Raw genomic sequence first — 26,326 nt, forward strand, 5'->3', positions numbered from 1 at the left:
CCGGTGCCCGCGGAAGCACCGGGGACGTGCCCACGCCGGAAGCGGAAGGGCCGGGGTGCGAAAGCGCGTCGCTATCTCTGGTAGACGTCCGGGATGCCGTCCGCGTCCGCGTCGCGGGTCTCCGCGATGGCGAGGCGTTTGTAGTGACGGTTGCGCAGGCGCAGGACCACGGTGGCCAGTAGTGCGGAGATCAGCGACCCGGTGAGAATGCCGATCCGGGCGTGGTCGTCCTTCTCGCTGCCGACGCCGAAGGCCAGCTCGCCGATCAGCAGCGACACGGTGAAGCCGATGCCGGCCAGCAGGGACAGGCCGAGCACGTCCCACCAGCCGATCTCGTCGCCGAGTGAGGCGCGGGTGAAGCGCTGCACCAGCCACGTCGTGCCGAGCACGCCGAGGCACTTACCGGCGACCAGGCCGAGGATGATGCCGATGGTGACCGGGTCGCGCAGCGTGGCACCGAGCCCGCCGGCACCGGCGACGGAGACACCGGCGGCGAAGAACGCGAAGACCGGTACGGCCACGCCGGCGGACAGCGGCCGCCACCGGTGCTCGAAGTGCTCGGCCAGGCCCGGTCCCGGGCCCTCGGATCTCCGCACGACCGGGACCATGAAGCCGAGCAGGACGCCGGCGACGGTGGCGTGGATGCCGGATGCGTGCACCAGGCCCCAGGTGAGCGCGGCCAGCGGCAGCAACAGCCACCATGAGCGGACCCGTTTCTGCACCAGGAACGCGAACAGGCCGAGCGGGACCAGCGCGGCCAGCAGCGGCAGCACGGCCAGCGAGCCGGTGTAGAACACCGCGATGATCACGATGGCCAGCAGGTCGTCGACGACCGCGAGCGTGAGCAGGAACGTACGCAGCGCGGACGGCAGGTGGGTGGAGATCACGCCGAGCACGGCGAGCGCGAACGCGATGTCGGTCGCGGTCGGCACCGCCCAGCCGGACAGCGCGCCCTGCGCCGAGGTCGCGTTGACCGTGGTGTAGATCAGCGCCGGTACGGCCATGCCACCGGCCGCGGCCGCGATCGGCATCACCGCCCGCCGTGGGTCCCGCAGGTCACCGGCGACGAACTCGCGCTTGAGCTCCAGCCCGGCGACGAAGAAGAAGACGGCCAGCAGCCCGTCCGCGGCCCACTGCGCCAGTGTCAGGTCCAGGTGCAGCGCATGCGGGCCGACCCGGAACGCGCCCAGCTGCTGGTACGCGGCGGACCACGGCGAGTTCGCCCAGATCAGTGCCGCGACGGCGGCGGCCAGCAGGAGTATGCCGCCGACGGTCTCCGCGCGCAGGATGTCCGCGATCCGGCTGACCTCGGGCCAGCTGCCGCGGCCGAACAGGTGGCGGGCGGGGCGGGTCGGGGCACCGGACACGGGACTCCTCTGGGCAGACTGCGGCTGGGACTCGCCGACCAGTCTTCCCGGCACACCTGGGTTCGAACCTACCGTGCCCGGCCGCCCGGCACAGCGTCGCAGGTCACGAGCGGCGGGCCGCGACCTTCCAGGCGACCTGCTGGACCAGCAGCGTCAGCACGCCGGCGAGCACGATCGCCACCAGGTTGATCACCAGCTGGAGCGCGGAGCCCCAGGCCTCATTGCCGACGCCGTAGGCGATCGCCACCGCCGCGTTGGCCGCGGCCGGGACCGTGGTGACCGAGATCAGCACGCCGACCAGCGTGCCGGCCTTGGACGAGGTCAGCGACAGTATCCCGGCGACACCGGCGAGGAACCCGACCACCCAGGACAGCGCGTCCGGCCGCCAGATGAAGTCGGTCAGCGGCCGCTCGGCCACCAGCATCGACGCGTCGAACAGGCCGAACGCGGTCAGCAGCCAGGTGGCCAGCACGGTCACCGCCATCCCCACCGGGAAGCCGATCACCAGCGCGAGCACGGACCGGCGCAGCAGGTCACCGCGCCGCTGGACCAGCCCGACGCACAGCGCGGCCAGCGGCCCGAACTCCGGGCCGACGACCATCGAACCGACGATCAGGATCGGCTGGTCGAGCAGTACGCCGATGCCCGCGATCACGCAGGCCACCGACATGAACGCGAGGAACGACGCGGACAGCGCGGTCTCCTCGCCGGTCTTGTGCTCGATCTCGTGCCAGACGACCGCGTCGACGCCCAGACCGGGGGTACGGTCGGCCGCGCGCTCCGCCGCACCGGAGATCGCCAGATCGACGCTCTCCACCGAGATGGCGCCACGCTCGTCGACGCCGAGCCCGCGCAGCGCGTCCAGCACACCGCTGGCGCCCTCCCGCACCACGTCGAACTCGATCAGGTCACCGCGCGGCGACCGGGCCGCGCCCGCGACCACGGTCAGGTGCGTGACCGCCTGGTCGGCCAGCAGCATCTGCTCGACCTTCGCGGTCATCGACTCCGGCGAGATAACCCGAATATGCAGCACGACGGCAGTTTAGAGGCGCTTGAGCCGCCTGCGGCCGGCGGTCAGCACCTCGTCGGCGAGGCCGGGGTCGGCCCCGGCGACGGCGCGGGCGATCACCATCGCGCCGACCATCTGGGAGAACAGCGCCACCGCCTGCTCGCGGGCCTCCGCCGGGGTCGTCCGGGTGCCGGACTGGCGCGCGCGGTCCTGGACCATCTCGGTGATGGCGCCGAGGTATCCCTCGAGCCCGTGCCGGTACTCGGCCTGTGCGGCGGCACCGTGGCGTCCGGCGTCGGCGGCCAGCGCGGCCGAGGGGCAGCCGGTCTCCGGGTGGTCGCGGTGCTCGGCCGTCAGGTAGCCGTCGACCATGTCGTGCAGGGCCGCCCGGGCGGAACGGGGGTGCGCCTCGCGGATGGCGGCCAGCGCGGCGAGTGAGTCGGCGAACCCCTGGCGGTAGACCTCGAGGGCGAGGTCCTCCTTCGAGGAGAAGTGGTTGTAGAACCCGCCGTGTGTCATCCCGGCGGCCTTCATCAGCTCCTCGATGCCGATGCCGCCGACGCCGCGCAGCCGGAACCCCTCGCCCGCGGCCTGCACGATCTTCTCTCGGTTGCGCTTCTTCTGCTCCTGGGTGATGCGTGGCACCTCGGGCACCTCCTCCGCCGACGATGATATCCGACATCAAAGTGCTCCTCGCTTGACAGTTTACGATGTCGGTCATCATCATTTTTTGATGTTGCATGACATCAAAATTGTGCGGAAGCACCGGGAACGGAGACGTACGTGAAAGCCCTCGCCTATGAGAAGGCCCACTCGCTGGACGCGTTCGCGATCGAGCTCGTCGACACCGCGGAGCCACGGATGCGCGACACGGACCTGCTCGTGTCGGTCCGCGCCGTGGGCATCAACCCGGGTGAGGCGGCGATCCGGCGGACGCGCAGCGCCGCACCGGGCGGGCGCGTCATCCTCGGTTTCGAGTTCGCCGGCGTGGTGAAGGCGGCCGGGCCGCGGGCACCCGGTTTCGCGGCCGGTGATCGCGTGCTGGGCACCGGCGACTGGTCGCGGGACGGCGCCTGGGCCGAGCGGGTCGCGGTCGACCACCGCGTGGTGGCGCGGATCCCGGACCGGCTGTCCTTCGTCGACGCGGCCTCCCTGCCCATCGGCGGCCTCACCGCCTGGGAGGCGGTGTTCCGCGATCGGGACGGCCTGGCGGCCGGCATCGACCGGGTGCTGATCGTCGGCGGCGCGGGCGGCGTGGGGACGATGGCGGCGCAACTGCTGAAGACCCGGACCTCGGCCGTGGTGGTGAGCACGGCGTCGCGTCCCGAGTCCCGCGAGTGGTGCACGGCGGCGGGTGCGGACCTGGTCGTCGACCACACCGGGGACGTACCCGCCCAGCTGCGCGACGCCGGCCTCGATCGGGTCGACCTGGTGCTGTCCACGGCCGGGACGGCCCACAACCTCGGCTGGATCGCGGCGGCGCTGCGGCCGTTCGGTCACCTCGCGGCCGTCGACCTGAACGGCCCCGTCGATCTCGGGCCGCTCATCGACAGGTCCGTGTCGCTGCACACCGAGACCGTCTTCAGCCGGATCACGGCCGGCGGTGACGCCGCCGCCCAGGGCGCCGTCCTCGCCGAGCTGGCGGCGGACGCAGCGGCGGGCCGGCTGCGCCCGATCGTCACGACGGTGCTCGACGGCCTGCGGGTGGAGACCATGCGAGCGGCGCACGAGCTGGCCGAGAGCGGCCGGACGATCGGGAAGACGGTCATCGCCGTCTGAGACGCGTCAGCCGGGCCGCCCAGCGGGTGCGATCAAGGGCAGGGCGGGGTAGACCGTCGATATGACACCGGTGCTGCCCGTGCTGTTGATGACCACGATCGGACTGGTGCCGGTGGGCCCGGCGCCCGGCGCGCCCGGCGTCGACCAGCAGTATCTTCCGGCGGACAAGTCGGGCCTGCTGACCTCGCGCACGCCGCAGAGCCTGGTCTGGGCGACCGTGCAGCGCGAGGGCGGGCTCGGCGAGATCTTCTATCCGACGATCGGCGGGCCGAGTGCCCGGTCGCTGACGTTCGCGGTGACCGCGCGCGGCGGCCTGGCCGAGGCCACCTCGGTACGCACGGAGCAGCGCGACGGGCTGCGCTTCCGGCAGGTCCTCGACGGCCGCGGGTGGCGGCTGACCGCCGACTACACCACCGACCCCGCCAGGTCGTCCGTGCTGGTCGACCTGGACTTCGCGGCGCCGCGCGGCCACGAGCTGTTCGCGATCTACGACCCGGCGCTGGGCAACTCCCGGGGCGGCGACGCGGGCCGGACCGTCGACGGCGCGCTGACCGCCACGGACGGGGACGTGTCCAGCGCGCTGGCCGGTGCGTTCACGGCCACGTCCAGCGGGTTCGCCGGGGTCAGCGACGGGCCGGCCGACCTGCGCGACGGGCGGATGGACTGGCGTCACCCGTCGGCCGAGGCCGGTTACCTGGTGCAGACCGCGGCATTGCGCACCGGGCGCAGCACGCTCGCGCTCGGCTTCGGCGGCACCGAGAAGGAGGCGCTGGACACCGCGAGAACGTCGCTGCGCACCGGTTTCGACCGGGTCGCACGCGCGTACGCGTACGGCTGGCAGGGTTACCTGAAGGGGTTGAGCGCGCCGCCACGGGTCGCTTCGCGGCAGCTGTGGGAGACGTCCGCGATGGTCCTGGCGGCGCTGGAGGACAAGACCCACCCCGGCGCGTACGTGGCCGCGCCGGCCTCGCCGTGGGCGTTCGGCACGGACGATCCCTCCGGTCCGTACCATCTGGTCTGGTCCCGTGATCTCTATCAGATCGCCACCGGCTTGCTCGCGGCCGGGGACCGCGCCGGCGCGAACCGCGCGCTCGACTTCCTGTTCGGCGTGCAGCAGAGGCCGGACGGCTCGTTCCCACAGAACTCGCAGGTCGACGGCACCCCGGTGTGGGGCGGGCTGCAACTGGACGAGGTGGCGCTGCCGATCGTGCTGGCCTACCAGCTCGGCCGCGCGGACACCTGGCCGGCGGTCAGACGCGCGGCGGACTTCCTGGCCGGCTACCCCGGTGCGCCGTTCACGCCGCAGGAACGCTGGGAGAACCAGTCCGGCTACTCCCCCAACACGATCGCCACCGCGATCGCCGGGCTGGTGTGCGCGGCCTCGGTCGCACAGGGCCACGGCGATGCCGCCGCGGCCGGGCGCTATCTGTCCGTCGCCGACGACTGGCGTGCCCGGGTCAAGGCGTGGACCGTGACCACGACCGGCCCGTACTCGGACGAGCCGTACTTCCTGCGCCTGACGAAGGACGGCAACCCGGACGCGGGTACGGCGTACGACATCGGCGACGGCGGGCCGGCCGGCGTGGACCAGCGCACCGTGGTCGACCCGAGCTTCATCGAGCTGGTCCGGCTCGGCGTGCTGCCACCGTCGGACGCGGACGTGCGCAACAGCCTCGCGGTCGTCGACGCGCAGCTCGGCGTGGCCACCCCGCGCGGGTTCTTCTGGCACCGCGCGTCGTTCGACGGGTTCGGCGAGCAACTCGACGGCAGCCAGTGGGAGTACGACGAGCCGCCGGGCTCGCGCGTCTCCCGGGGCCGGGCCTGGCCGCTGCTCAGCGGCGAACGCGGCGAGTACGAGATCGCGGCGGGTGATCTCCGGTCGGCGCGCACCCGGCTGGACGCGATGGCCCGCGCGACCGGGCCCGGCGGCATGTTGCCCGAGCAGGTCTGGGACCGCACTCCCCCGGCCGGGCGACCCGGCTTCGCGCCCGGCACGCCGACGTTCTCCGCGACGCCGCTGGCCTGGACGCACGCGGAGTACCTGCGGCTGGCCCGCAATCTCGCGGCGGGCCGGATCGTGGAGACCCCGGCGGCGGTCACCGACCGGTACGGCCGCTGATCGGTCGATCCCGGACGAGTGACGCTCTGCGACTGCCCGCCGACCGCGGGTACCGTGACGAAGGCTGTCGCTGTCGGGAGGAGACATGCCTGAGCCCGTCCGCCGGTCGTCGTTCTCGTCCAACGACGACGGCGAGATCATCGAGTTCATCCGGCGGACCTACGCGGACAATCGATCACGGTTCGCACCGATCCGCGACGGCGCCCGGTTCTCCGCGCTGACCCACGACGTCCCGGCGCTCGGCGCGGACCGGGTGCGCACCTCAATCGACTACGCCGGCACCAGCGCCGAGGGTTTCCAGGACTACGTGTTCTTCGTCGTGCACGCGGGCAGCGTGCAGATCGGCAGCCGGGCCGGCGGCACCGTCGCCACCCGCGGGGACGTCTCGTTCTACCCGCTGCGGGTCCCGATCGAGTTCAGCATGCGCGGCTTCGACGTGACCACGCTGCGGCTGCCGGCCGACCGGATCCAGCGGGCCGCCGAGGACACGGCCGGGGTGCCCGCGGCGGCGGTGCGCTTCCACGGCGTCACCCCGGTCTCGGCGCCCATGCGCCGCTACTGGCACTCCCTGATCGCGTCCGCCGCCGGCGCGCTGATGGATCATCCGGCGTCACCGCTGAGTTCGCCGCTGCTGGCCGAGGATCTGGCCCGCACCGTCGCGACCGCCGCGCTGCACGTCTTCCCGAACACGACGCTGGACCAGCACCGCACACCGGGCCCCGGTGACGTCGCACCGGCCGCGATCCGGCGTGCCGTCGCCCACATCGACGCCAACGCCCACCTGCCGATACAGCTGAGCGAGATCGCGGCGGCGGCCGGCATCAGCGCCCGCGCGCTGCAGTACGGCTTCCGCCGGCACCTGGACATGACACCGCTGGAGTATCTGCGCCGGGTGCGGCTGGACCTGGCCCGGCGGGACCTGCAACGCGCCGATCCGGCCCGCGGCGCCACCGTGCGGGCGATCGCGGTGCGGTGGGGCTTCGGCAACACCGGCCGTTTCGCCGCCGACTACCGCGCCGCCTACGGCGTGCTACCCGGCGAGACCCTGCGGAGCTGAACCCCGGATTCGCCGCCCGGGGGCCGCGCGGCCGCGTCCGCGGCGAACCGGTCGGCGCGTTTCACCGCGCCTTTCCTGAATGCCGTATGTGCGCGGCGTAACGGGACGGTGTGATCTACCTATCCATTTTCGCGCGCGGAAATGGCAACCGGTTCCCCGGTCACGGACTCTGCCTGATCGGGGGCCCGATGAAACACCCAGCCCGGCGAGGTATCAATGGAGCGTTCATGATCTCCTGATCGCCGCACGACGACCGCAAAAGATAACCGCGCGCATTTCGAATAGCACGGTGCGTGCCCATCACCATCGACGAGGGGTTCTTCGCGTAATGCAGGAATCGGCGACACCGCTGGTCCCGGGGACCGAAAAGGCCGAACCGACCGACCGCTCGAAAGCGACCATCGGCCGCAAGGTGCTCACACTGGTGCTGCTCGGCGTGATCGTCGGCGGCGTCATCGCGGGCGCCACGCTGCCGGTGAGCGCCGGCGTCGGCATGGCGGCGAAGCTGGCCGGTGACTCGTTCGAGGACCTGCCCAGCGACCTGCAGACGCCACCGACCCCGCAGGCGTCGTACATCTACGCCAGCGACGGCAAGACCCAGATCACCCAGTTCTGGGAGGAGAACCGCACCGACGTCGGCATCGACGACATCGCCACGGTGATGAAGGACGCGATCGTCGCGGCCGAGGACACCCGCTTCTACCAGCACGGCGGCGTGGACGTGAAGGGCCTGATGCGCGCGTTCGTGTCGAACACGCAGGGCGGTGAGGTGTCCGGCGCGTCCACGCTGACCATGCAGTACGTCCGCAACGTGCTGAAGAACGACCAGACCGCCTCGGACGAGGAGCGCCAGGCCGCGACCGAGCTGAGCACCGGCCGGAAGCTGCAGGAGATCCGGTACGCGGTCACCATCGAGGACGAGCTGGACAAGGAGGAGATCCTCCGCCGCTACCTCAACATCGCGTATTTCGGCAACAAGGCGTACGGCATCTCCGCGGCCGCCCGCGCCTACTTCTCCACCACGCCGGACAAGCTCACGCTCGGCCAGGCCGCCATGATCGCCGGGCTGGTGAAGTCACCGGACGCGTACGACCCGGTGAACAACAAGGAGGACCAAGCGGTCGGACGCCGCGACTACGTGCTGAACGCGATGGTCGGCACCGGCGCGATCACGCAGGCGGAGGCGGACGCGGCGATCGCGGAGCCGCTGAACCTCAAGCCGACCACGGCCACCAGCAACTGCACCGCGGTCCCGAACACGCACAACAGCTGGGGCTTCTTCTGCGACTACTTCCTGTCCTGGTGGAAGCAGCAGGAGGAGTTCGGCGCCACCCCGGAGGACCGCGAGGAGCTGCTGAAGAAGGGCGGCCTGCGGATCGTCACGTCGATGGACCCGGCGCTGCAGGACAAGGCGGCCGCGGAGGCGGTGCGCATCTACCCGGTGGACAACCCCCGCGCGGCGCCGCTGGCCGCGGTCGAGCCGGGCACCGGCAAGGTGAAGGCGCTGGCGATCAACCGGCGGTTCAGCATCGAGCCGAACCCGGGCGGCGGCAACTACCCGAACACGGTCAACCAGTTCATCGCGGGCAGTGAGGACTCGGCCGGTTACCAGTTCGGCTCCACGTTCAAGGTCTTCGTGATGCTGGCCGCGCTGGAGAACGGCTTCTCGCTGGACACCGGCTACACCACCAAGAGCCCGTTCAAGACGATCTACCCGGACGGCAGCGCGACCGCGTGCGGCGGGTTCTGGTGCCCGAGCAACGCGGACAAGACCTACCAGGACGGCTACCAGAACATGTGGACCGGGTTCGGCAAGTCGTCGAACACGTACTTCATCAAGTTGCAGCAGGAGGTCGGCGTCACCAAGGCCGTGGAGATGGCCAAGCGGCTCGGCATCCAGTTCCGCAACCAGCAGGACGCGGCCCTGGCGGCCGACCCGAGCGGCTGGGGGTCGTTCACGCTCGGCGTCTCCGCGACCACGCCGCTGGACATGGCCAACGCGTACGCCACGCTGGCCGCGGACGGCAAGTTCTGCAAGCCGACCCCGGTCGTGTCGATCACCGATTCCACCGGCACGGTCAGCGACGCCGCGGCCAAGGTGGCGCAGCCGGAGTGCACGCAGGCACTGGACAAGGACGTGGCCCGGGCCGCGGCCGACGCCGGCCGTTGCGTGGTCGGCCAGGCGCCGGCCTACGGCAGCTGCAACAGCGGTACGTCCACGGAGGTGAACGACATGGTCGGCCGTCCGGTCTCCGGCAAGTCCGGCAGCTCGGACAACTACTCCACCGAGTCGTTCGTCGGCGTCACGCCGCAGCTGGCGATCGCCGGGATCGCGGCGAACCCGGACAACCCGGCCGACCTGGTCGGCTCGGCCATCCAGGAAGAGGTGATCCGCTCGGTCGCCACGCTGCTGCGCGACGGCCTGGAGGGCCAGCCGGTGAAGGACTTCCCGAACCCGAGCGAGACGATCGCGTTCAAGTCCGGCTCCGCGTCCAGCCAACAGCAGGCGCCGTCGCCGTCCACGACGAAGCCGCCGTCGTCCGAGGACGACTGACCGGCAGCACACCGATCGGGGCGCCCCTCACCGAGGGGCGCCCCTTTTTCGTCCGGTGGGTCTGCCTCAGGAACGGCGGCTGAGCGCGCCGTCCAGCATGCCCAGCGCGGCGGTCACGTCCTCGTCGGCGACATTGCACGGGGGTACCAGGTGCAGCCGGTTCGCCGTGCTGAACGGCAGCAGCCCGGCCCGCTTGCACGCGGCCACCACCTCGGCCGTGGCCGCGGCCGGCAGCGGTTCGCGCGTGTCCCGGCCGGCGACCAGCTCCACCGCCCAGAAGACGCCCACGCCGCGCACGTCACCGACGACCGCGTGCTTGCCGGCCAGCTCACGCAGGCCGGGACCGAGCAGGTCACGGCCGAGCCGGTCGGCGTTGGCGACCGTACCCTCGCCGGTCATCGCCTCGATGGTGGCGACCGCGGCCGCGGTCGCCAGCGGATGCCCGGAGTAGGTCAGGCCGCCCGGGTACGCGGTGTGCGCGAACGTGCCCGCGATCGCGTCGCTGATCACCACGCCGCCGAGCGGGACGTAGCCGGAGTTGACGCCCTTGGCGAACGTGATCAGGTCGGGACGCACGTCGTAGCGGTCCAGCGCGAACCAGGCACCGGCCCGGCCGAACCCGGCCATCACCTCGTCCAGGATCAGCACGATGCCGAACCGGTCGCACAGCGCGCGCACGCCGGGCAGGTAACCGGGCGGCGGCGGCATGATCCCGGCCGTACCCGGAATGGTCTCCAGGATGATCGCGGCGATCGTGGCCGGCCCCTCCGCCTCGATCGTGCGCCGCAGGTGCGCCAGCGCCCGCTCGCACTCCTGCTCCTCGGTCACCGCGTGGAACTCCGACCGGTACCGGAACGGGCCGAAGAAGTGCACCACGCCGGCCGTACCGGTGTCGCTGGGCCAGCGGCGCGGGTCGCCGGTCACGTTCACCGCGGTCTGCGTGCCGCCGTGGTACGACCGGTAGGCGGCGAGCACCTTCGGGCGGCCGGTGTGCAGGCGTGCCATCCGGATCGCGTGCTCGTTCGCGTCCGCGCCGCCGTTGGTGAAGAACACCTTGTTCAGCCCGTCCGGCGCCAGGCCGGCGATCAGCCGCGCGGCCTCGGACCGGGCCTCGGTGGCGTGCTGCGGCGCGATCGTGCACAGCCGCGCGGCCTGCTCCTGGATCGCGGCCACGACGCGCGGGTGGCCGTGGCCCAGGTTCGTGAAGACCAGTTGCGAGGAGAAGTCCAGATACTCCGTACCGGCCTCGTCCCGGACCCGGGAACCCCACGCCTCCGTGATCACCATCGGGTCGATCTCGGCCTGCGCGGACCAGGAGTGGAAGACGTGCGCGCGGTCCAGCTCGTACGTGCGTGAAGTCATCGCTGCCCAGCCTACGGGGGTCCCGTGCGACGGGACCCCCGTACCGCTCAGGGTGTGAGCATCCGCTCGTACAGCTGGGCGTAGCCGGCTGCCATCACGGCCGGGGTGAAGCGGCGGGCCGCCTCGGCCCGGCACTCCGACTCGGTCAGGCCGCCGACCGCGTGCATCAGCTCGCCCAGCTCGTCCTCGTCCGTGGTGAGCAGGCCGGTGCGGCCGTGCTCGATCAGCTCGGGCAGGCATCCGCGGGCGATGCCGACCACCGGCGTGCCGAGCGCCAGCGACTCCACCACCGCGGTGCCGCCCGGCTCGTTCCAGCGCAGCGGGAACAGCGCGGCGCGGGCACCGGCGACCAGGTCGTCACGTTCCTGGCCGGCGACCGTGCCGACCCACCGGACCCGGACGCCGTCGACGTGCGGGGCGACCTGCTCGTGCCAGAAGCGCACGTCGGGGTTCTGCGGGTCGGCCGCGGCCAGCGCCTCCGGCGAGTGGTACGGGCCGACCGGGCCGGCCAGCACCAGGTCGAAGCCGTGCCGGTGGGCCAGCCGGGCCGCGAGGTCCTGGCCCTTGCCGGGGTTGATCCGGCCGAGCACCACGGCGTACCCGTGCTTCTCGGTCTTCTGCCGCTTGTCCGCGTCGATCGCGAGCGGCGTGGCCAGGTGCACGTGCCCGATCGCGTGGGCGCGCAACGCCGCCGGCGCGTGGGTGAGCTGGTCGGCGGAGACGCCGTTGACCCGGACCCGGGCGCCGCCGTCGAACGTGCCGTAGAGGTCGGGGTGTTTGCGCAGGTCCCAATGCAGCGTGTGCAGTCCGGGGAGATCCAGCGCCGCCAGCATGGCCAGCCCGGCCGCCTCCACGTGGTCGTGGATGAGGTCGATGTCACCGGCCGCGACCCGGCGCAGCACCGCGGCCTGGTGCGCCGGCACCACGCCGCACGCCTGGTTGTACGGGCGCTGCAGCATCGCGAACTGCCCGGTGCCGAACGCGTGCACGTGCTCGTCGGCCGGCAGCGTGCTCTCCCCGACCGTGGCCAGCACCACCTCGATGCCGAGCGCGCGCAGCTCCGGGACCAGCGTGGCGACGATGTTCTCGATGCCGCCGTAGCCGTGCGGTGGTACCGGCAGCCAGGGTCCCGCGTTCATCAGGACCTTCACGAGGCCACCAGCCCGGGTACGCGGCGCAGCGAGGCGAGCGGCGGGCGCTCGGTCACGCCGACCTCGTGCGTGACGATCTCCCGGTCCAGGCGCGGCAACCCACCGTCGTGGCCGCGGCGGAACTGCGTCATCAGCGTGGACGGCGGCAGTTCCTCGGTGACCATCCCGGCGCGGTGCAGCCGGCCCCACGCGGTCACCATGATCTGCGCGGACATCCGGCCGAGCGCCTCGGTGCTCTGGTGCCGGTGGTGGCGCACCCCGAGGTCGACCTGGGCCAGCGCGTCCAGCCCGGCCTCGGCCAGCAGGTCGATCAGCATGGCGATCTCCACGCCGTAGCCGGAGACGAACGGGATCCGCTCCAGTACCCGGCGGCGGCCCGCGTACTCCCCGGCCAGTGGCTGCACGACGCCGGCCAGCTCCGGCCAGAACAGGTTGATCAGCGGGCGCGCGGCCAGCTCGGTGACCCGGCCGCCGCCGTCCGGCTCGACGCCGGTGGCCCGGTGCAGCGGCCGGTGGTAGAAGCCCTTGACGAACTCGACCGACGCGTCGGTCAGCAGCGGGCCGAGCAGCCCGGTCACGAAGTGCGCGGAGAAGTCCTCCAGGTCGCCGTCGACGAACGCGACCACGTCTCCGGTGCTGGCCGCCAGCCCGGCCCAGAGCGCGTCGCCCTTGCCCTCCATCCGGGGCAGGCCGCGGGTCACGTCGTCCTGACCGACCACGCGCGCACCGGCCGCCTCCGCGATCAGCGCGGTGTCGTCGGTGGACCGGGAGTCGACCACGAGGATCTCGTCGACCAGTGGTATCTCGTCCATCAGCCGCTCGCGGATCGTGGTGACGATCGCGCCGATGGTGGCCTGTTCGTTGCGGGCGGGGATGACCACGCTGACGCGGTCCTCCCCCTTGGCCCGGACCAGTTCCGCGTCCGACCACTCGGTGTAGGTGAAGGTGCGGGACGAGGCCCAGGCCTCAAGGACGGGAGAGACATCGTGCGTCATGCGTACCCCCGGGTAGTTGATCTTCTCGCCTGTCGTCCCTCACTTCCCGCCCGGCGGGATTTCCAAGCGCATCTGTGACGTGAACATTTGTCATCCGGCAAGAGTTTGCGGAGGGCGTCCACCGAGCAGTGCAACGGCGACACCACCGCCGAGAAGCGAGGAGACGCCGGTGACGAGAGTGGGACTGGTCGGTGCGGGAGGCGTGGCCCAGCGCCACGCACGGGTACTGTCGAGCCTGCCGGACGTGCAGGTCACGGCCGTGACGGACGTGGTGCCGGAGGCGGCGGCCGCGCTCGCCGGACCGCACGGCGCGCGGGTCGCGCCGGACGTGGCGGCACTGCTGAACGAACCGCTGGACGCGGTCTACATCTGCGTTCCGCCGTTCGCGCACGGGCCCGCGGAACGCGCCGTGATCGAGGCCGGATTGCCGCTGTTCGTGGAGAAACCCATTTCCGTCGATATCACCACGGCACAGGACATCGCGGACACGGTCGCGGAGCGCGGGCTGCTCACCGCGGTCGGCCACCACTGGCGGTACCTCGCGGTCGTCGAGGAGGCGCGCAAGCTGCTGGCGGACCGCCCGGTGCGGCTGGTCACCGGCGCCTGGCTGGACAAGGTGCCACCGGTCGGCTGGTGGCCGCTGCGCGAGAAGTCCGGCGGGCCGATCGTCGAACAGGCCGCGCACGTGCTCGACCTGGCCCGGCACCTGGCCGGCGAGGTCACGTCGGTGACCGCGGCCGGTAACGGCACGCCGCCGGCCGGCGACGGCGCCGACATCGACGGCGCGACCGCCGCCGTGCTCCGCTTCGCGAACGGTGCCGTCGGCACGCTCGCCGCGACCTGCGTGCTCGGCTGGAAGGAGCGCGCCGGGCTGGAGATCTACGCGGACGGGCTGGCGCTGCACGTCTCCGAGACCGGGCTGACCGTCCGCGACGCCGACGGCGAGCGCACCGTGGACAGCGATCCGGAATCGGCGCGCGTCGCGGTCGACCGCGCGTTCATCGCCGCGGTCCGGGGCGAGGAGCAGGACATCCGCGTGCCGTACGCGGAGGCGCTGCGCACCCACGCGCTCGCGCTCGCGGTCGCCGCCTCCGCCGCGACCGGGGAGACGCGCGATGTCTGACCGCAACCTGATCGTCAGCGCGCCCGGGAAGCTGGAGATCGTCGAGGAGGAGGTCGCGCCCGGCCCGTTCCGGGTGCGCACGCTGTTCAGCGGCGTCTCGGCCGGCACCGAGCTGAGCTTCGTGAAGAACACCAATCCCGCGCTGCACCACGGCTTCGACGCCGAACTGGGCCTGTTCGGCGGGCCGGCGGACGACGCCTATCCGGTCACCCGGCTCGGCTACATGGAGGTCGGCGTCGTCACCGAGAGCAGCACGCCCGCGGTGACCACCGGCACGACCGTGGCCATGACGTACGGCCACCGGACCGGCTGGACCGGCGACCCGCTGCGCGACCGGATCGTGCCACTGCCGGACGACCTCGACCCGATGCTCGGCATCTACGCCGCGCACATGGGCCCGATCTGCGCGAACGGCCTGCTGCACGCGTCCTCGGACGCGGCCGGGCCGGCCGCGCGCGGACTCGGCGACGGCGTGGCCGGCCGCCGGGTCGCGGTCACCGGCGCCGGCGTGGTCGGGCTGCTCACCGCGCTCTTCGCCCGCGCTCACGGCGCCGCCTCGGTCGTCGTGGTCGACCCGTCCGCGGAGCGCCGCGCCGTCGCGGAGTCGCTCGGGCTGGACACACTGGACAGCGGCAGCCCGGACGACCCCGCGGTGCTGCTCAAGACCGCGTGGCGGCACTGGCCCGGCGACCGCGGCGCGGACGTCGTCTTCCAGTGCCGCGGCCAGGCGTCCGCGCTGCAACTGGCGCTGCGGCTGCTCCGGCCGCAGGGCACCGTGATCGACCTCGCGTTCTACCAGGGCGGCGCGGACGAGGTACGGCTCGGCGAGGAGTTCCACCACAACGGGCTGCGCCTGGTCTGCGCGCAGATCGGCCGGGTGCCGCGCGGCCTGGCCGGCACCTGGGACCGGGAACGGCTCTCCGCCGCCACCGTCGACCTGCTGCGCCGCGACGGCGACGCGATCCGCCGCCACGTGATCACCGCGGTCGTCCCGTTCGACGAGGCGCCCACGCTGCTCGACGACCTGGCCGCGCGCCGGCGCCAGGAGGTGCAGTCGGTCCTGACCTTCTGATCTTCTTGATATGCAAGCATTGACTTGCCTATCATCGTCGCGTGGACGATGACCGCGTCTTCAAGGCCCTGGCCGACCCGACCCGCCGGAAAATACTGGACGAACTGGCGGATCGGGACGGCCAGACCCTGTTCGAGATCTGCGCGCGGCTGAGTTCCAAGCACCGGCTCGGCTCGTCCCGCCAGGCCGTCTCCCAGCACCTCGAGGTGCTGGCCGCGGCCGGCCTCGTGCACAGCCGTCGTGACGGACGCCACAAGTTCCACCATCTCGACACCGGCCCACTGGAGCACCTCACCGACCGGTGGCGGCACCGCGACACCGAGGAGATCTGATGCGCATCACCATCACCAGCGTGCTCGTCCACGACCAGGCCGTGGCGGAGAGGTTCTACACCGAGGTCCTCGGCTTCGTGAAGAAGCACGACGTCCCGATGGGCGGCGGCGCCCGCTGGCTCACCGTGGTCTCCCCGGACCACCCGGACGGCACCGAGCTGCTGCTCGAACCGGACGCCCACCCGGCCGCCAAGCCGTGGAAGGAGGCGCTGGCCGGCGACGGCATCCCGTACACCCAGTTCGCGGTCGACGACGTCCGGGCCGAGTTCGCGCGGCTGAGCGGGCTGGGGGTCCGCTTCACCCAGGAACCGGCCGACATGGGCGCCTTCACCACCGCGGTCTTCGACGACTCCTGCGGCAACCTCATCCAGATCATCCAGACTCACTGATGGCATAGGATGGTGGGCGTGCGGGAGATAGTGGACGGGGTCTTCGAGGTCAATATCGGGTTCGTGCACGCGCACCTGGTGGTGACGGACGACGGTGTGGTGCTGGTCGACACGGGGCTGCCCGGCCGGTCCGGGCGGGTCGGTGCCGCGCTGCGGGAGTTGCGCCGCGAGATCGGGGACATCACCGCGATCCTCGTCACGCACCGCCACGCCGACCACGTCGGCGGGCTGGCCGCGCTGCGTCGCGAATCCGGGGCGCGGGTGGTCGCGCACGAGCGGGACGCGCCGTCGATCGACGGCACGCGGCCGGTGCCGCTGACCCGGCTGCAGCGGTTCATCAGCACGGTGACCGGCACGGCGGAGGTGGTGCCGGTCGACGAGACGCTGTCCGCGGACGGCGCGATCTCGGTGCCCGGCTTCTCGGCGGTGCATACGCCCGGTCACACCGACGGGCACGTCTCGTACCTGCTCGACCGCGCCGGTGGCGTGCTCTTCGCCGGTGACGCCGCGTCCGGCGGCCGGCGCGGGGTGCAGCGGTCACCGAAGATCATGAGCGATGATCCGGCACGGGCCGAGGAGAGCCTGCGCCGCCTGGCCGCACTCGACTTCGAGACGGTCGTCTTCGGCCACGGCACCGCGGTCACGGCCGGTGCGGCGGACCGGTTCCGGGCGCTGATCGCCTGATCAGCCGCGGCCGGTGACGGACAGCGTGAACGCCTCGGCCGCGGACAGGACCGCGGCGTGGACCATGACCTCGTCGACCGCGCCGCGCCAGCGACCGGGCGGGAACCGGCACCGATCCGCAGCGGACCCTCGACGTGCCGGGAGCGGCCCGGCAGCTCGATACCTTCGGTGACGGCGTTGACGTAGAGGACCACCCGGCGCAGGGCGGCGTCGTGCACCGCGGCCAGATGCGTCCACGACCGCGGGTGCGGCACGCGCGCGGACGAGACGGTCCACGGCTTGCCGTCCTGGATGACCGAGAACGCCCAGCGGTCCGCGCCCGCGTCGACGACAGCGACGGCCAGGCGACCAGCGCGTGCACGGCCAGGAACAGCACGATCGCGGCCACGGCCAGTCGCAGGAAGGACATTCCCCGGGTACGCCGTGGGCCCGCCGCGGCAGCGCCCGGCGGATCCGTGGGCTCGGACGACGCGGCCGGACCGGTTCTTCAGCATCCGCAGGTGTCCGGCGAACGCGACCGATCGTCCTCTCCGGACATTCCCGGCCCCTTTCGCCGCCGTCCCACGCCCGTCCCGTCCCGGCGCCATTGTGGCAGGCCAGCGACCCATGATCCGTCCCGTCGTCCCGAATTCTTGACCGGTGCGGAACGCGCGGCCGAAGCTGTCGTCGCCGGTCACGGCCGCCGGGTGCCCGGCCCTCGGGGAGACCGGGCACCCGGCCCTCGCCGGTCAGGCGACCGTCACCGGGTGCCGGACCTGCGCGCCGAACAGGTAGCCCAGCGCGTTGTGCGGCACCGTGGCCGGCTGGCTCGCGCCGGTCACGTCGGTGGCGCGGGCGATCAGCGTGTGCGCACCGGCTGCGGCCGGAGTCCAGTCGATCCGCCAGCGCTGCCAGGCGCTCGGCAGGTTCGGGCCGGTGCTGTGCGCGCGCCGCCAGCTGGTGCCGCCGTCCGTGCTCACGTCGACGTGCCGGATCGGGCCGTTCGCCGACCACGAGCGGCCGGTGAGCGTGGTGCGGGCCAGCGGCAGGGAGGCGCCCCAGGCCAGCTCGAACGCGCTCTTCACCACCTGCTCGTCGATCAGCGTGCCGCCGGGCGGGTGGTCCGCGCCGAACAGCCGGTAGAACTGCGTGTTCCACGGCGAGAACAGCGGCTCCGCGGCCACCTCGATCGCGCCCACCCACTTGATCGACGCGATGCCGATCCAGGACGGCACGACCACGCGCAGCGGCGCACCGTGGTCCGGCGGCAGCGGCGCGCCGTTGAGGTCCCAGGCGAGCAGCACGTCGTCCAGCGCCTTGCCGACCGGCAGCGGCCGGCGCACCGGCCCGAGGTCGACACCGCCACTGACGAAGTGCGCGTCCAGGCCCTGCGGCTGCACGTCGACTGCCTCCCGGCGCAGCCCGGCCGCGCGCAGTACGGTGCCGAGCCGCACACCGTGCCAGCGGCCGACACCGATCGCGCCGAGCTTCCACGCCGTACCGCTGACCGTCTGGCCCTGCTGTGTGGTGAAGAAGCTGCGCGCGTTGCCGGCGCACTCGACCGCCGCCGTGATCGTCTCCCGGGGCAGCCGTTTGAGCTGGTCCAGGCTGAACTCCGCGGGCGCGCGAAGCCCGCTGCCGAAGAGCCTCAGCCGGTACGCCGCCGGATCGATGATCGGCGTGCTGGTGTGGTTGCGTACGAAGAACCGGTCCACCGGCACCAGGTAGCCGGTGTCCCGCAGCGCCTCCCACCTGGTCTCCGCGTTCGTCCCGAAGACCGTGAACAGCTCCGGCGGCAGCGGCTTCACGATCGGCCCGTCCGCCGCCCGCGCGGTCCCGCCCGCGGCGCCGACCGCACCCCCGGCGCCGACCGCGGCGGCCAGCCGCATCAGATCCCGCCGCGTGAACCCGCGACCGCTCGCCCGCCCGTCCCGCCACTGTTCCAGCCGCAGCCGGTCATACGTCATCTCGTCCATCGATACAGCCAACCATACCTATCGGCGTGATAGGAATAAGCGACGCCGCGCAACGGCGGGAACCATCCAGTACCAGACGATGTCTTTGCTGGGTATCGGCCGTTTCGATGGTTCGGCCGGCCGTTGTCCGAACTTCAGGGTACGGGCGGCCAATTCTCGCCGCTCGATTTCGATCCCCGTGGGCGCCGTGCAAGGCTGCGCTGAGCCGTCCCAAGATCGACTCACGGACGGTAGTCGCATGGAAGCGAAATGGCAACAGTACCGAGCGGGGAAGAAGACGTATGGCCAGCATCGACATCGCACTGAAGGAAGCCATGACGATCGACGGCGCCATCGGCGTCGCGCTCGTCGACTACACCAGCGGCCTGACGCTCGGCGTGCTGGGCGGCGGCACCATCGACATGACGGTCGCCGCGGCCGGCAACACCGACGTGGTGCGTGCCAAGCTGCGCACCCTCGAGATGCTGGGTCTTTCCGACGGCATCGAGGACCTGCTGATCACACTCGACACCCAGTACCACCTGATCCGGCTGATGCAGCCGCGGCGCCCGGGTGAGGCGCTGCTGCTCTACATGGTGCTGGACCGCAGCCGGGCCAACCTCGGCCTGGCCCGGCACCGCCTGCGCCGCGTCGAGGCGGAACTCGAGGTCTGACCGGCACCGCGGGGGCGGGCGTGCCGCAGATCACGCGAGCGCGCCCGCCGGCGCATTGACAATCCACAGTGGCACGCCGAGTATTTCCTGGTTCACGGTCGACGCCGTCGGACACCAGGTCGTTTATCGACGTGGATGGCCGGGCTGCGGCGAGGCCCGGGCGCCGTCTGGCCGCACGTCGCAAAAGCCCACACACAACACCGGTATGAGGGCTTCCGCGCCGCACACCCGGACGACAACTGGACCACGCCTCGCTCCGACCCCCACTTCGATACACGACTAGACGCTGCTGAGCGACGCCGGAGGCGTTCGGTGACCGAACCGGGAAAGAACCCCGCGGAGCAGGAGGCCGACCGTCGTCCGCCGCTCCAGCGGGCCATCCCACTGCGCGGCCTGACCTCGCCGGACGCGCCGGAACCACAGTCCGAGGACTCCGGCTCCTGGGGCACGCCGAAGCTCCCTTCCTGGCCCGCGCAGCCGGTGCCGGCCCCGAGCGACGGCCCGGTGCCGCCCGCGGGCGCCGCACCGGCTACCTTCGCGCCGCCGTCGCCCGCGACCTCCGCGGGCGGGCCGACGGTGGCCACGTCACCGGCCGCCGCCGTATCGCCGCCCGCCGTCGAGGTCGCTGCGGCGTCCGCCGACAGTGGATTGCCGACGGTGGCGGCGTCGCCGGAGGCATTCCGCGATCACCCCTCCGGGAAGCGGGCGGCTTCCCACGGCGACGCGGCCCGGGAGCCGGCGGCTTTCCACGGCGACGCGGCCCGGGGACCGGAGGCTTTCCGCGGTGACTCGGCGCGGGAGAGCGCGGAGACCACCGCCGGGCTGGCCGTGACCGGGACATCGGCCACGGCAGCGGAGGCCGGCCCGGCCGCCGGCGCCCGGCCCGCACCGCGTCCGCGGCTGTGGCTGGTGCCGCTGGTCCTGATCGGCGCCATCGTGATCACCGCGGCCGCGCTCGCCGGCCGCGGCCTGGACCCCGACGGCGCGGACCGGCCGGTCGCGGTCCCGCCGGCCACGTTCGGCGCACCCGCGACCGGCCAGGTCACCATCATCACGCCGTCCGCCGGGCCGACGTCCGCCGTACCGTCGGCCGGCGCCACGCCGTCGTCCCCCGCACCGAGCCGGACCGCGTCGCCCACCCCCGCACCGGCCCGCACCACCGCGGCCGCCGCGGCCCAGGCCCCGCCACCGGCCACCCGGGCACCGGTGGCGAGCGGCCCGATCACCGGCTACTCCGCGTGCACCACCGGCAGCGCCGTGGTCCTCGCCGTGACGTTCACGAAGCCGTTCGACTGGCACCACGCCTACCTCGACGTCGACGGCAACGCCTCGACCGGCTACGACGTACCCGACATCGGCGGCCGGCTCGGCGCCGACTACATGGTGGAGAACGACGGCCTGTTCCGGGCGAACGACACCGAGTGGGACTGGTCCGAGGTCGAGAGCAGCGGCCTGCAGACCGCCCGCACCGGCACCACGTTCCGCTGGCAGGTGCCTCGCTCCGCCCTGAGCCCCACCACCACGCTCCGCGTCGTCTTCAACGGTTCCGGCAACACACCGGACACCAACACCCCCGTCCTCACCGCCGGCCCCTGCTGAGACCGGCGGTCCGCCGGTCCCCCGATCATGCGACGACGGTGGGATTCTCCGATGTGGGGTGTCGTCGGAAGGGGCGGTCGTGGCGGGGCAGTCAGCGCATCTGGACAACGCGGGGTTCGAGAAGTTGTATGCGGAGCACACGGCGGAGAAGCCGGCCGTGTCGTGGGATCTCGGGGCGCCGCAGCCGGTGGTGGTGGTGGAGCTGGCCGGGCGCGGGGCGTTCGGCGGTGACGTGCTGGAGGTGGGGTGCGGGTTCGGGGAGAACGCCATGTTCCTCGCCGGGCGAGGGTTGCGGGTGACCGGGGTCGACGGTGCGCCGTCGGCGATCGCGCGAGCGCGGGAGACCGCCGCGGAGCGCGGGGTCGACGTCACGTTCGGGGTGGCGGACGCGCTGGTGGCTGACCGCGGACGAGGCGGGACACGTCCTGCTGCCGATGTGGCGCCTCAGCGACACCGCCGGCCGGCCTGAGCACGGAGCCGCAGACCGGCCTGGACAAGACGTCGCGTGGCCTACGGAGCGGCGGTGGCCAGCGCCTCCTTGACCGCCGCCGCCACGCGGGCGTCCTCGCGCGCCTTCCGGCGGCGGCGCAGCCACACGGCGAGCGCCACGAGACCGAGCAGGACCACGAGACCGAGCAGGAGCAGCCACGGTACGGCCCACGCCGTCGCCTCCGCGGAGACCGGTGCCAGCATCGAGCGGGAGCCGGACGGGTCGACGATCAGCGGGGTCACCGTGGCGGTGCCGGTCAGCAGCAGCGCCGCGGGGACGTCCGCGACCGGCACCGTGACCGGCCAGGATTCGCCGGGCAGCAGCTCCGGTGGAGCCGGCACGTCGCCGGAGGACGCGCGGAACCAGCCGAACGGGCCGGCCACGGACGCGACCTGGGTCGCGGACAGCCGGGTGTTGCCGGTGTTCTCGATCGTGTACGACACCGTGGCCGCGCCGCCCGCGAACGGATTCCACGTTCCGTCGTAGGTGACGCGCAGCCCGGAGACCGCGAGCGACGGCGCCAGTTCACCGCCGACGCGCAGCGTGATCCGGATGCCGAGGCGGCGCTCCACGTTGACCTGCTGGGTGGTGTCCGGACTGGTCAGGGACGTGACGATGCCACCGACGTAGTCGCCTGGCGTGGCGTCGGCCGGGACCGCGACGGTGAACGGTACGTCCGCGGTCCGGCCCGGCGCGACGGTCACCGTGCCGCCGGCGGTGGCCCACGCACCGACGCCGGTCTGTGCCACGGTCCGGTTGCGCAGGTCCAGGCCGCCCTCGCCGGTGGTGAAGCCGTCCGCGGCGTACACGGCCAGGGTCAGTGGGGCGGTGCCGCGGTTGGCGACGACCATGGCGTCGGAGACCGTACCGCCGGGGTTGATGGCGTAGCTGTAGCTGGACCGGTCGGCGCCGAGGCTGTTCGAGGCGGTCCGCACCGTCCAGGTCACGTCGCCCTCCTCGGCCATCGCCGGGGTGGCCCACAGGCCGGCCGAGACGGCGGCCGCGAGCACGGCCAGGACGGTGTTCTTCCAACGCATGACGGGTTTCCTTAACCAGAGGTGGAGCGAGCCCGAGGCCCGCCCCACCGACTTCCGGAATGCGATCAGCTGCTCAGCGCGGTGATCGTCAGGGTGGTGCGGTACGAGCCCTTGTCGACCTCGCCCGGGATCTTCAGGTCCAGGTCGGCGCCGACCTTCGCGGAGCCACGCGCGTGGCCCTGCGCCGCCGAGGCCAGGCCGCGCGAGACGGACAGGCCGTCGCCACCGGCGGTGTACGCGGACGGCGCCACCGGCCCGGCCACGGCACCCGCGCCGGCGGTGATCACCTTCGGCGCCCAGCCGAGGTAGGCGCCCGAGAACGACTTGTCGCCGTCCACGAAGTCGCCCACGCCGGCCGACACCGACCACGGCGCCAGCGAGCGCCGCGTGTCCGTCACCAGGATCGGGTTGATCTGACCGGACGCGGCGAAGTAGGTCGTGTCGACCTCCGTCGCCGTGCCCAGGTCGACCAGGCCGTTGTAGCCGTCGATCGTCCACCCGAACTCGCCGGGCGCCGCCGTCGGCACGTTGACCTGGATCTCCTGGTTGTCGCCGTGGAACGGGCGGACCGTCACGGAGTCGACCAACGAGCCGACCGGGGCGTCGCCCTTGGCCTGACTGCGCACGGTCTCGACGACCAGTTCGTCGTTGCGCACCTTCACCTTCGTGTAGCTGCGCACCTTCTCCTGGCTCTGGACCGAGTTGTACCAGTAGTTCTCCGGCTTCAGCGGGTCCGGCCCGTTGGTACCGGAGGCGTCCGGCTTGGTGATGTCGTAGTACTTCGAGCCCGAGGCCGAGTTCGAGGTCACGTAGATGACACCACCGGGGCCGGGGAAGACCTCAGCGGCGTTCGGCTGCTCGTCGGGGTTCTCCTTGACGCCGTTCTTGATCGAGTAGCTGCGCGAGTACGCGTGGTCGTGGCCCTGGAGCACCAGGTCGACGCCGAGGTTGGAGAAGGCGGTCGGGAAGTCGTTCCGCCGGACCTTGGCGTCGCCGTCCTTGGCGTGCGCCGCGGGCGAGTAGATGGCGTGGTGGTAGACCAGCACCGTCCACTTCGCCTTGGCGCCGTGCTGCCGGATCGTCTCGGCCACGTACTGCAGGTGCGCCGCGTCACCGCCGCCACCCTGCGAGGTGGCGTAGGAGTTGCTGTTCAGGTCGATGAACAGCGTGTCCTTGTAGATGAACCAGTAGTCGCCACCGGAGGTGTTCGACGCCGGGTTGCCGTTGGCGTAGTACTTGCCCGAGTAGTCCGTGTTCGGGGTGAACATGTGCTGCTCGTACGCCTTGGAACCGACGTCGTGGTTGCCGATGGTGGCGGCCCACGGGTAGGAGCGCAGGCCGTCCGGCGCGAGGAACGCCGACCACTGCGCCTCGTTGCCCGCGGTCTCGACCTGGTCGCCGCCGGACACCAGAAGCTCGGCGCCCGGGTTGGCGGCCAGCGACACGTTCATCGTGTCCACCCAGCCGGCCTGGTCGTTGGCCAGGTTGCCGGAGGCCCCGATCTGCGGGTCGCCGTAGAACAGGAAGTCGTAGTCGCCCTCGAAGTCCTGCGTCCTGAACGAGTACGCCGGGGACCAGTTCCCCTCCGCACCCACCCGGTACGAGTACGCGGTGTGCTCCGCGAGCCCGGTGATGGTCGCGTGCCGGTTGAAGCCGCCGCTGGCCGCGACGTTCGCTCCGCCGATCGCCGCGATCGTCGCCGCGTCCGCCGGGAACTGCCCGTCCTTCACCTGCGCGGCCGGCGCGAGCTGGATGGACTGCGCCGTGTCCGCGGACGAGTACCAGGTCACGATGCGCTGGGTCTCGTCCGCGCCCACCCCGAGGATGATGCCGCTCAGCGTGGCGGCATCGGCCGCGAACACGGGGTTGCCGAGTCCGCTGCCGAGGGCCCCGGCGAGGCCCACGAACGCCGCGGCGAACCCTGCGGTCGCCCGGCGCCCCGCGGGGCCGGGGCCCCACGAGAGGTTGCTGTTTCTCATCGGCTGTTTCTTCCTCATTTCCAGATGAGAGTGTGGTGCTGAAAAAGCGTTGATCAACTTGGTGGTACGTCGTGAACCGCTCGTGAACCGGGCCGGGCGGAACGGTGGCGTACCCAGGAAGAGCTGGCCGTCTGTGACGCGGGCGACGTGCCCCGGCGGCGCAGGACCAGCAGCACCAGGGCCACCGCCACGGCGAGTAGGCCCGCATGCACCCACGGGTTACGCCACCACCGCGTACCGGTGGAGAACTCCGGCGCGGCCCCGGTCAGCACGACGCTGCCGCCGCGGCCGTCGAGTGTGTACGTGACCCGCGTCGTCGTGTCCCGCACGTATCCCTCGTCGTCCGGGAACAGCTCGCTGCGGATCGCGTGGCCGCCTCCGGCCGGGCAGTTCCAGGTCAACGGCAGCACCGCGTACGGCACGCCCTCCTGCTCGGCCATGGTGATCGCACCGGCGTCCGCCGCGGTGCACGCGCGCCCACCGGCGGTGACCGTGAAACGCTCCGACACGTACCCGATGACCGTGTCCCTGTGGTCGTTGACCGCCGCGGCCCGGGCCACGGTGTCCCCGGCCTTCAACGCCGCGTCCCCCGCGCGGAACAGCGGGTCGTCCGCCATGTAGTCGGCCGCGGACACGAACAGCAGGTCGTACTCGAGCTGCAGGGTGGTGGCGACCCGGTCCCGGTCCGCGGTCACGTCGACGTAGACGGTCGAGGTGAACCCGTGTGCCTGCGCCGGTGCGGCGGCGAGCACGGCGAGCGCCGCCGCGGTGAGGCCGAGAGCGGCTGCGCGTCTGAACATGAGAGTGCACGCTGCACCCCGCGGATTAACAAGATCCAGATCGGGGACGAACGGTTGGCGACAAGCCTTCCAGGTCACACCGCACCCGGAGTAGTAAGGACGCGCACCTGCCCCCTGCCCGCCTGCCCGCCTGCCCGCCTGCCCGAGGAAAATCCGTGCGACTCCGGTCATTGGCCATGCTCACCGCGGTGATCATCACCGCCTCCGGCTGCGCTGGCGGTGACGACTGGGCCGCGGGACCGCACCCGTCCCCGGCCCCGATCGGCGCGCTCGGCCCCGGCTTCACCGACCCGTCCGCACCGCCCACCCCGGCCGGTACGGTCACGCCGTCGCCCGGCTCGTGGTCCCGGGTGCGCCCGTCCGAGGGCTACCGGGTCGTGCTGCTCACCGCCGGCCCGGACGCACCGGCGCAGGCGGTGATCGACGCGGTCGAGGAGTGGGCCGGCGCGGAGCACGTCGACCTGCGCACGGTCGACGCGGCCGCGCACCACGTGGACGGCATCGTCGCGGCGATCGAGATGCGCCCGGACCTGATCGTCAGCGCCGGCAACGACTTGATCGACGCGCTCGCCGTGGTCACCGCCAGCCACCTCGACCAGCAGTTCCTGGTCGTCGGCGCGGAACTGCCCGAACCCACCGGCAACGTCACCTCGGTCGGCTGGACCGGCGCGTCGTTCCGCGGCACCGGCAACGGCGCGGCCACCGTCTTCGACCCGGCCTCGTTCACCGCCGGCCGCTGTGCCGCCGCCGTCCGCGCCGGCGTCGCCGCGGTCCTGCACGGCGTGACCGGCGTCGTCATCTGGATGGACACGTTCTGACC

General features: G+C 72.3%; 23 protein-coding genes and 1 pseudogene. 13 read left to right on the forward strand and 11 right to left on the reverse strand.

The window, feature by feature from the left end:
* Positions 1-71 precede the first annotated feature (71 nt).
* The 3 genes from nhaA to J2S42_RS09490 form a co-directional block, all read right to left on the reverse strand.
* Complete coding sequence (gene nhaA / locus J2S42_RS09480; protein ID WP_307237653.1) at positions 72-1,367, reverse strand: Na+/H+ antiporter NhaA; 1,296 nt, start codon at positions 1,365-1,367, stop codon at positions 72-74.
* Positions 1,368-1,470: 103 nt separating this feature from the next.
* Entirely contained in the window at positions 1,471-2,400 is a 930-nt protein-coding gene (locus tag J2S42_RS09485; RefSeq protein ID WP_307237655.1) for a DUF389 domain-containing protein, read from the reverse strand.
* A gap of 9 nt (positions 2,401-2,409) precedes the next feature.
* Complete coding sequence (locus tag J2S42_RS09490) at positions 2,410-3,021, reverse strand: TetR/AcrR family transcriptional regulator (protein ID WP_307237657.1); 612 nt, start codon at positions 3,019-3,021, stop codon at positions 2,410-2,412.
* A 138-nt stretch (positions 3,022-3,159) separates the two neighbouring features.
* On the opposite strand from J2S42_RS09490, the gene J2S42_RS09495 reads away from it, so the two are divergent.
* From J2S42_RS09495 to J2S42_RS09510, 4 genes are all read left to right on the forward strand, one after another.
* On the forward strand, positions 3,160-4,155 hold the full coding sequence (locus tag J2S42_RS09495; RefSeq protein WP_307237659.1) for a zinc-binding dehydrogenase: 996 nt from the start codon (positions 3,160-3,162) through the stop codon (positions 4,153-4,155).
* Between the two features lie 61 nt (positions 4,156-4,216).
* Positions 4,217-6,274, forward strand: a complete 2,058-nt coding sequence (locus J2S42_RS09500; protein ID WP_307237661.1) for a glycoside hydrolase family 15 protein — start codon at positions 4,217-4,219, stop codon at positions 6,272-6,274.
* An 85-nt stretch (positions 6,275-6,359) separates the two neighbouring features.
* Positions 6,360-7,331 carry an AraC family transcriptional regulator gene (locus J2S42_RS09505; RefSeq protein ID WP_307237663.1) on the forward strand — a complete coding sequence of 324 codons (972 nt, stop codon included), beginning with the start codon at positions 6,360-6,362 and terminating at the stop codon, positions 7,329-7,331.
* A 412-nt stretch (positions 7,332-7,743) separates the two neighbouring features.
* On the forward strand, positions 7,744-9,885 hold the full coding sequence (locus J2S42_RS09510) for a transglycosylase domain-containing protein (RefSeq protein ID WP_307237665.1): 2,142 nt from the start codon (positions 7,744-7,746) through the stop codon (positions 9,883-9,885).
* Between the two features lie 66 nt (positions 9,886-9,951).
* Here the strand turns inward: J2S42_RS09510 and J2S42_RS09515 are convergent, their stop codons facing one another.
* Genes J2S42_RS09515 through J2S42_RS09525 form a run of 3 tightly spaced genes read right to left on the reverse strand, consistent with a single transcriptional unit; the run spans position 9,952 to position 13,393 of the window.
* Complete coding sequence (locus tag J2S42_RS09515; protein ID WP_307237667.1) at positions 9,952-11,247, reverse strand: aspartate aminotransferase family protein; 1,296 nt, start codon at positions 11,245-11,247, stop codon at positions 9,952-9,954.
* A gap of 47 nt (positions 11,248-11,294) precedes the next feature.
* The gene (locus tag J2S42_RS09520) at positions 11,295-12,386 is read right to left on the reverse strand and encodes a glycosyltransferase (RefSeq protein WP_307237669.1); all 1,092 of its coding nucleotides are present in this window, start codon (positions 12,384-12,386) and stop codon (positions 11,295-11,297) included.
* Between the two features lie 8 nt (positions 12,387-12,394).
* Complete coding sequence (locus J2S42_RS09525) at positions 12,395-13,393, reverse strand: glucosyl-3-phosphoglycerate synthase (RefSeq protein WP_307237671.1); 999 nt, start codon at positions 13,391-13,393, stop codon at positions 12,395-12,397.
* A 178-nt stretch (positions 13,394-13,571) separates the two neighbouring features.
* Between J2S42_RS09525 and J2S42_RS09530 the strand changes: the two genes are divergently transcribed.
* From J2S42_RS09530 to J2S42_RS09550, 5 genes are read left to right on the forward strand one after another with little or no spacing between them, the layout of a single operon-like run.
* Entirely contained in the window at positions 13,572-14,516 is a 945-nt protein-coding gene (locus J2S42_RS09530) for a Gfo/Idh/MocA family protein (RefSeq protein ID WP_307248673.1), read from the forward strand.
* A complete protein-coding gene (locus J2S42_RS09535; RefSeq protein ID WP_307237672.1) occupies positions 14,509-15,588 on the forward strand; it encodes a zinc-dependent alcohol dehydrogenase in 1,080 nt (359 codons plus the stop codon). Before J2S42_RS09530 ends, J2S42_RS09535 begins: the two co-directional genes overlap by 8 nt.
* A gap of 41 nt (positions 15,589-15,629) precedes the next feature.
* The gene (locus tag J2S42_RS09540; protein WP_307237674.1) at positions 15,630-15,920 is read left to right on the forward strand and encodes an ArsR/SmtB family transcription factor; all 291 of its coding nucleotides are present in this window, start codon (positions 15,630-15,632) and stop codon (positions 15,918-15,920) included.
* Complete coding sequence (locus J2S42_RS09545; protein WP_307237676.1) at positions 15,920-16,309, forward strand: VOC family protein; 390 nt, start codon at positions 15,920-15,922, stop codon at positions 16,307-16,309. The genes J2S42_RS09540 and J2S42_RS09545 overlap by 1 nt, the downstream gene beginning before the upstream one ends.
* A gap of 9 nt (positions 16,310-16,318) precedes the next feature.
* A complete protein-coding gene (locus J2S42_RS09550; protein WP_307237678.1) occupies positions 16,319-16,993 on the forward strand; it encodes an MBL fold metallo-hydrolase in 675 nt (224 codons plus the stop codon).
* A 65-nt stretch (positions 16,994-17,058) separates the two neighbouring features.
* On the opposite strand, the pseudogene J2S42_RS41935 reads toward J2S42_RS09550, so the two are convergent.
* A pseudogene (locus J2S42_RS41935) lies at positions 17,059-17,601 on the reverse strand (LamG-like jellyroll fold domain-containing protein); the annotation flags it as partial.
* 120 nt (positions 17,602-17,721) lie between these two features.
* On the reverse strand, positions 17,722-18,948 hold the full coding sequence (locus tag J2S42_RS09555; protein WP_307237680.1) for a sulfite oxidase: 1,227 nt from the start codon (positions 18,946-18,948) through the stop codon (positions 17,722-17,724).
* Between the two features lie 281 nt (positions 18,949-19,229).
* Between J2S42_RS09555 and J2S42_RS09560 the strand changes: the two genes are divergently transcribed.
* The 3 genes from J2S42_RS09560 (at position 19,230) to J2S42_RS09570 (ending at position 21,669) form a co-directional block, all read left to right on the forward strand.
* Positions 19,230-19,601 (forward strand): hypothetical protein, encoded by a 372-nt coding sequence (locus J2S42_RS09560; RefSeq protein ID WP_306827725.1) that lies wholly within the window; start codon positions 19,230-19,232, stop codon positions 19,599-19,601.
* A gap of 312 nt (positions 19,602-19,913) precedes the next feature.
* Entirely contained in the window at positions 19,914-21,200 is a 1,287-nt protein-coding gene (locus J2S42_RS09565; protein WP_307237682.1) for a hypothetical protein, read from the forward strand.
* Positions 21,201-21,279: 79 nt separating this feature from the next.
* The gene (locus tag J2S42_RS09570; protein ID WP_307237684.1) at positions 21,280-21,669 is read left to right on the forward strand and encodes a class I SAM-dependent methyltransferase; all 390 of its coding nucleotides are present in this window, start codon (positions 21,280-21,282) and stop codon (positions 21,667-21,669) included.
* 41 nt (positions 21,670-21,710) lie between these two features.
* Here J2S42_RS09570 and J2S42_RS09575 read toward each other — a convergent pair whose 3' ends face one another.
* From J2S42_RS09575 to J2S42_RS09585, 3 genes are all read right to left on the reverse strand, one after another.
* Positions 21,711-22,727, reverse strand: coding sequence for a COG1361 family protein (locus J2S42_RS09575; RefSeq protein WP_307237686.1), 1,017 nt, complete (start codon positions 22,725-22,727; stop codon positions 21,711-21,713).
* Positions 22,728-22,792: 65 nt separating this feature from the next.
* On the reverse strand, positions 22,793-24,706 hold the full coding sequence (locus J2S42_RS09580; protein ID WP_307237688.1) for a fibronectin type III domain-containing protein: 1,914 nt from the start codon (positions 24,704-24,706) through the stop codon (positions 22,793-22,795).
* Positions 24,707-24,759: 53 nt separating this feature from the next.
* Positions 24,760-25,506 (reverse strand): hypothetical protein, encoded by a 747-nt coding sequence (locus J2S42_RS09585; RefSeq protein ID WP_307237690.1) that lies wholly within the window; start codon positions 25,504-25,506, stop codon positions 24,760-24,762.
* Positions 25,507-25,661: 155 nt separating this feature from the next.
* Here J2S42_RS09585 and J2S42_RS09590 point away from each other — a divergent pair, with 155 nt between their 5' ends.
* Positions 25,662-26,324, forward strand: a complete 663-nt coding sequence (locus tag J2S42_RS09590; RefSeq protein ID WP_307237692.1) for a type 1 periplasmic-binding domain-containing protein — start codon at positions 25,662-25,664, stop codon at positions 26,322-26,324.
* Positions 26,325-26,326: the final 2 nt, after the last annotated feature.

This window comes from Catenuloplanes indicus, from assembly GCF_030813715.1.
GTDB classification, from domain to species: Bacteria; Actinomycetota; Actinomycetes; order Mycobacteriales; family Micromonosporaceae; genus Catenuloplanes; species Catenuloplanes indicus.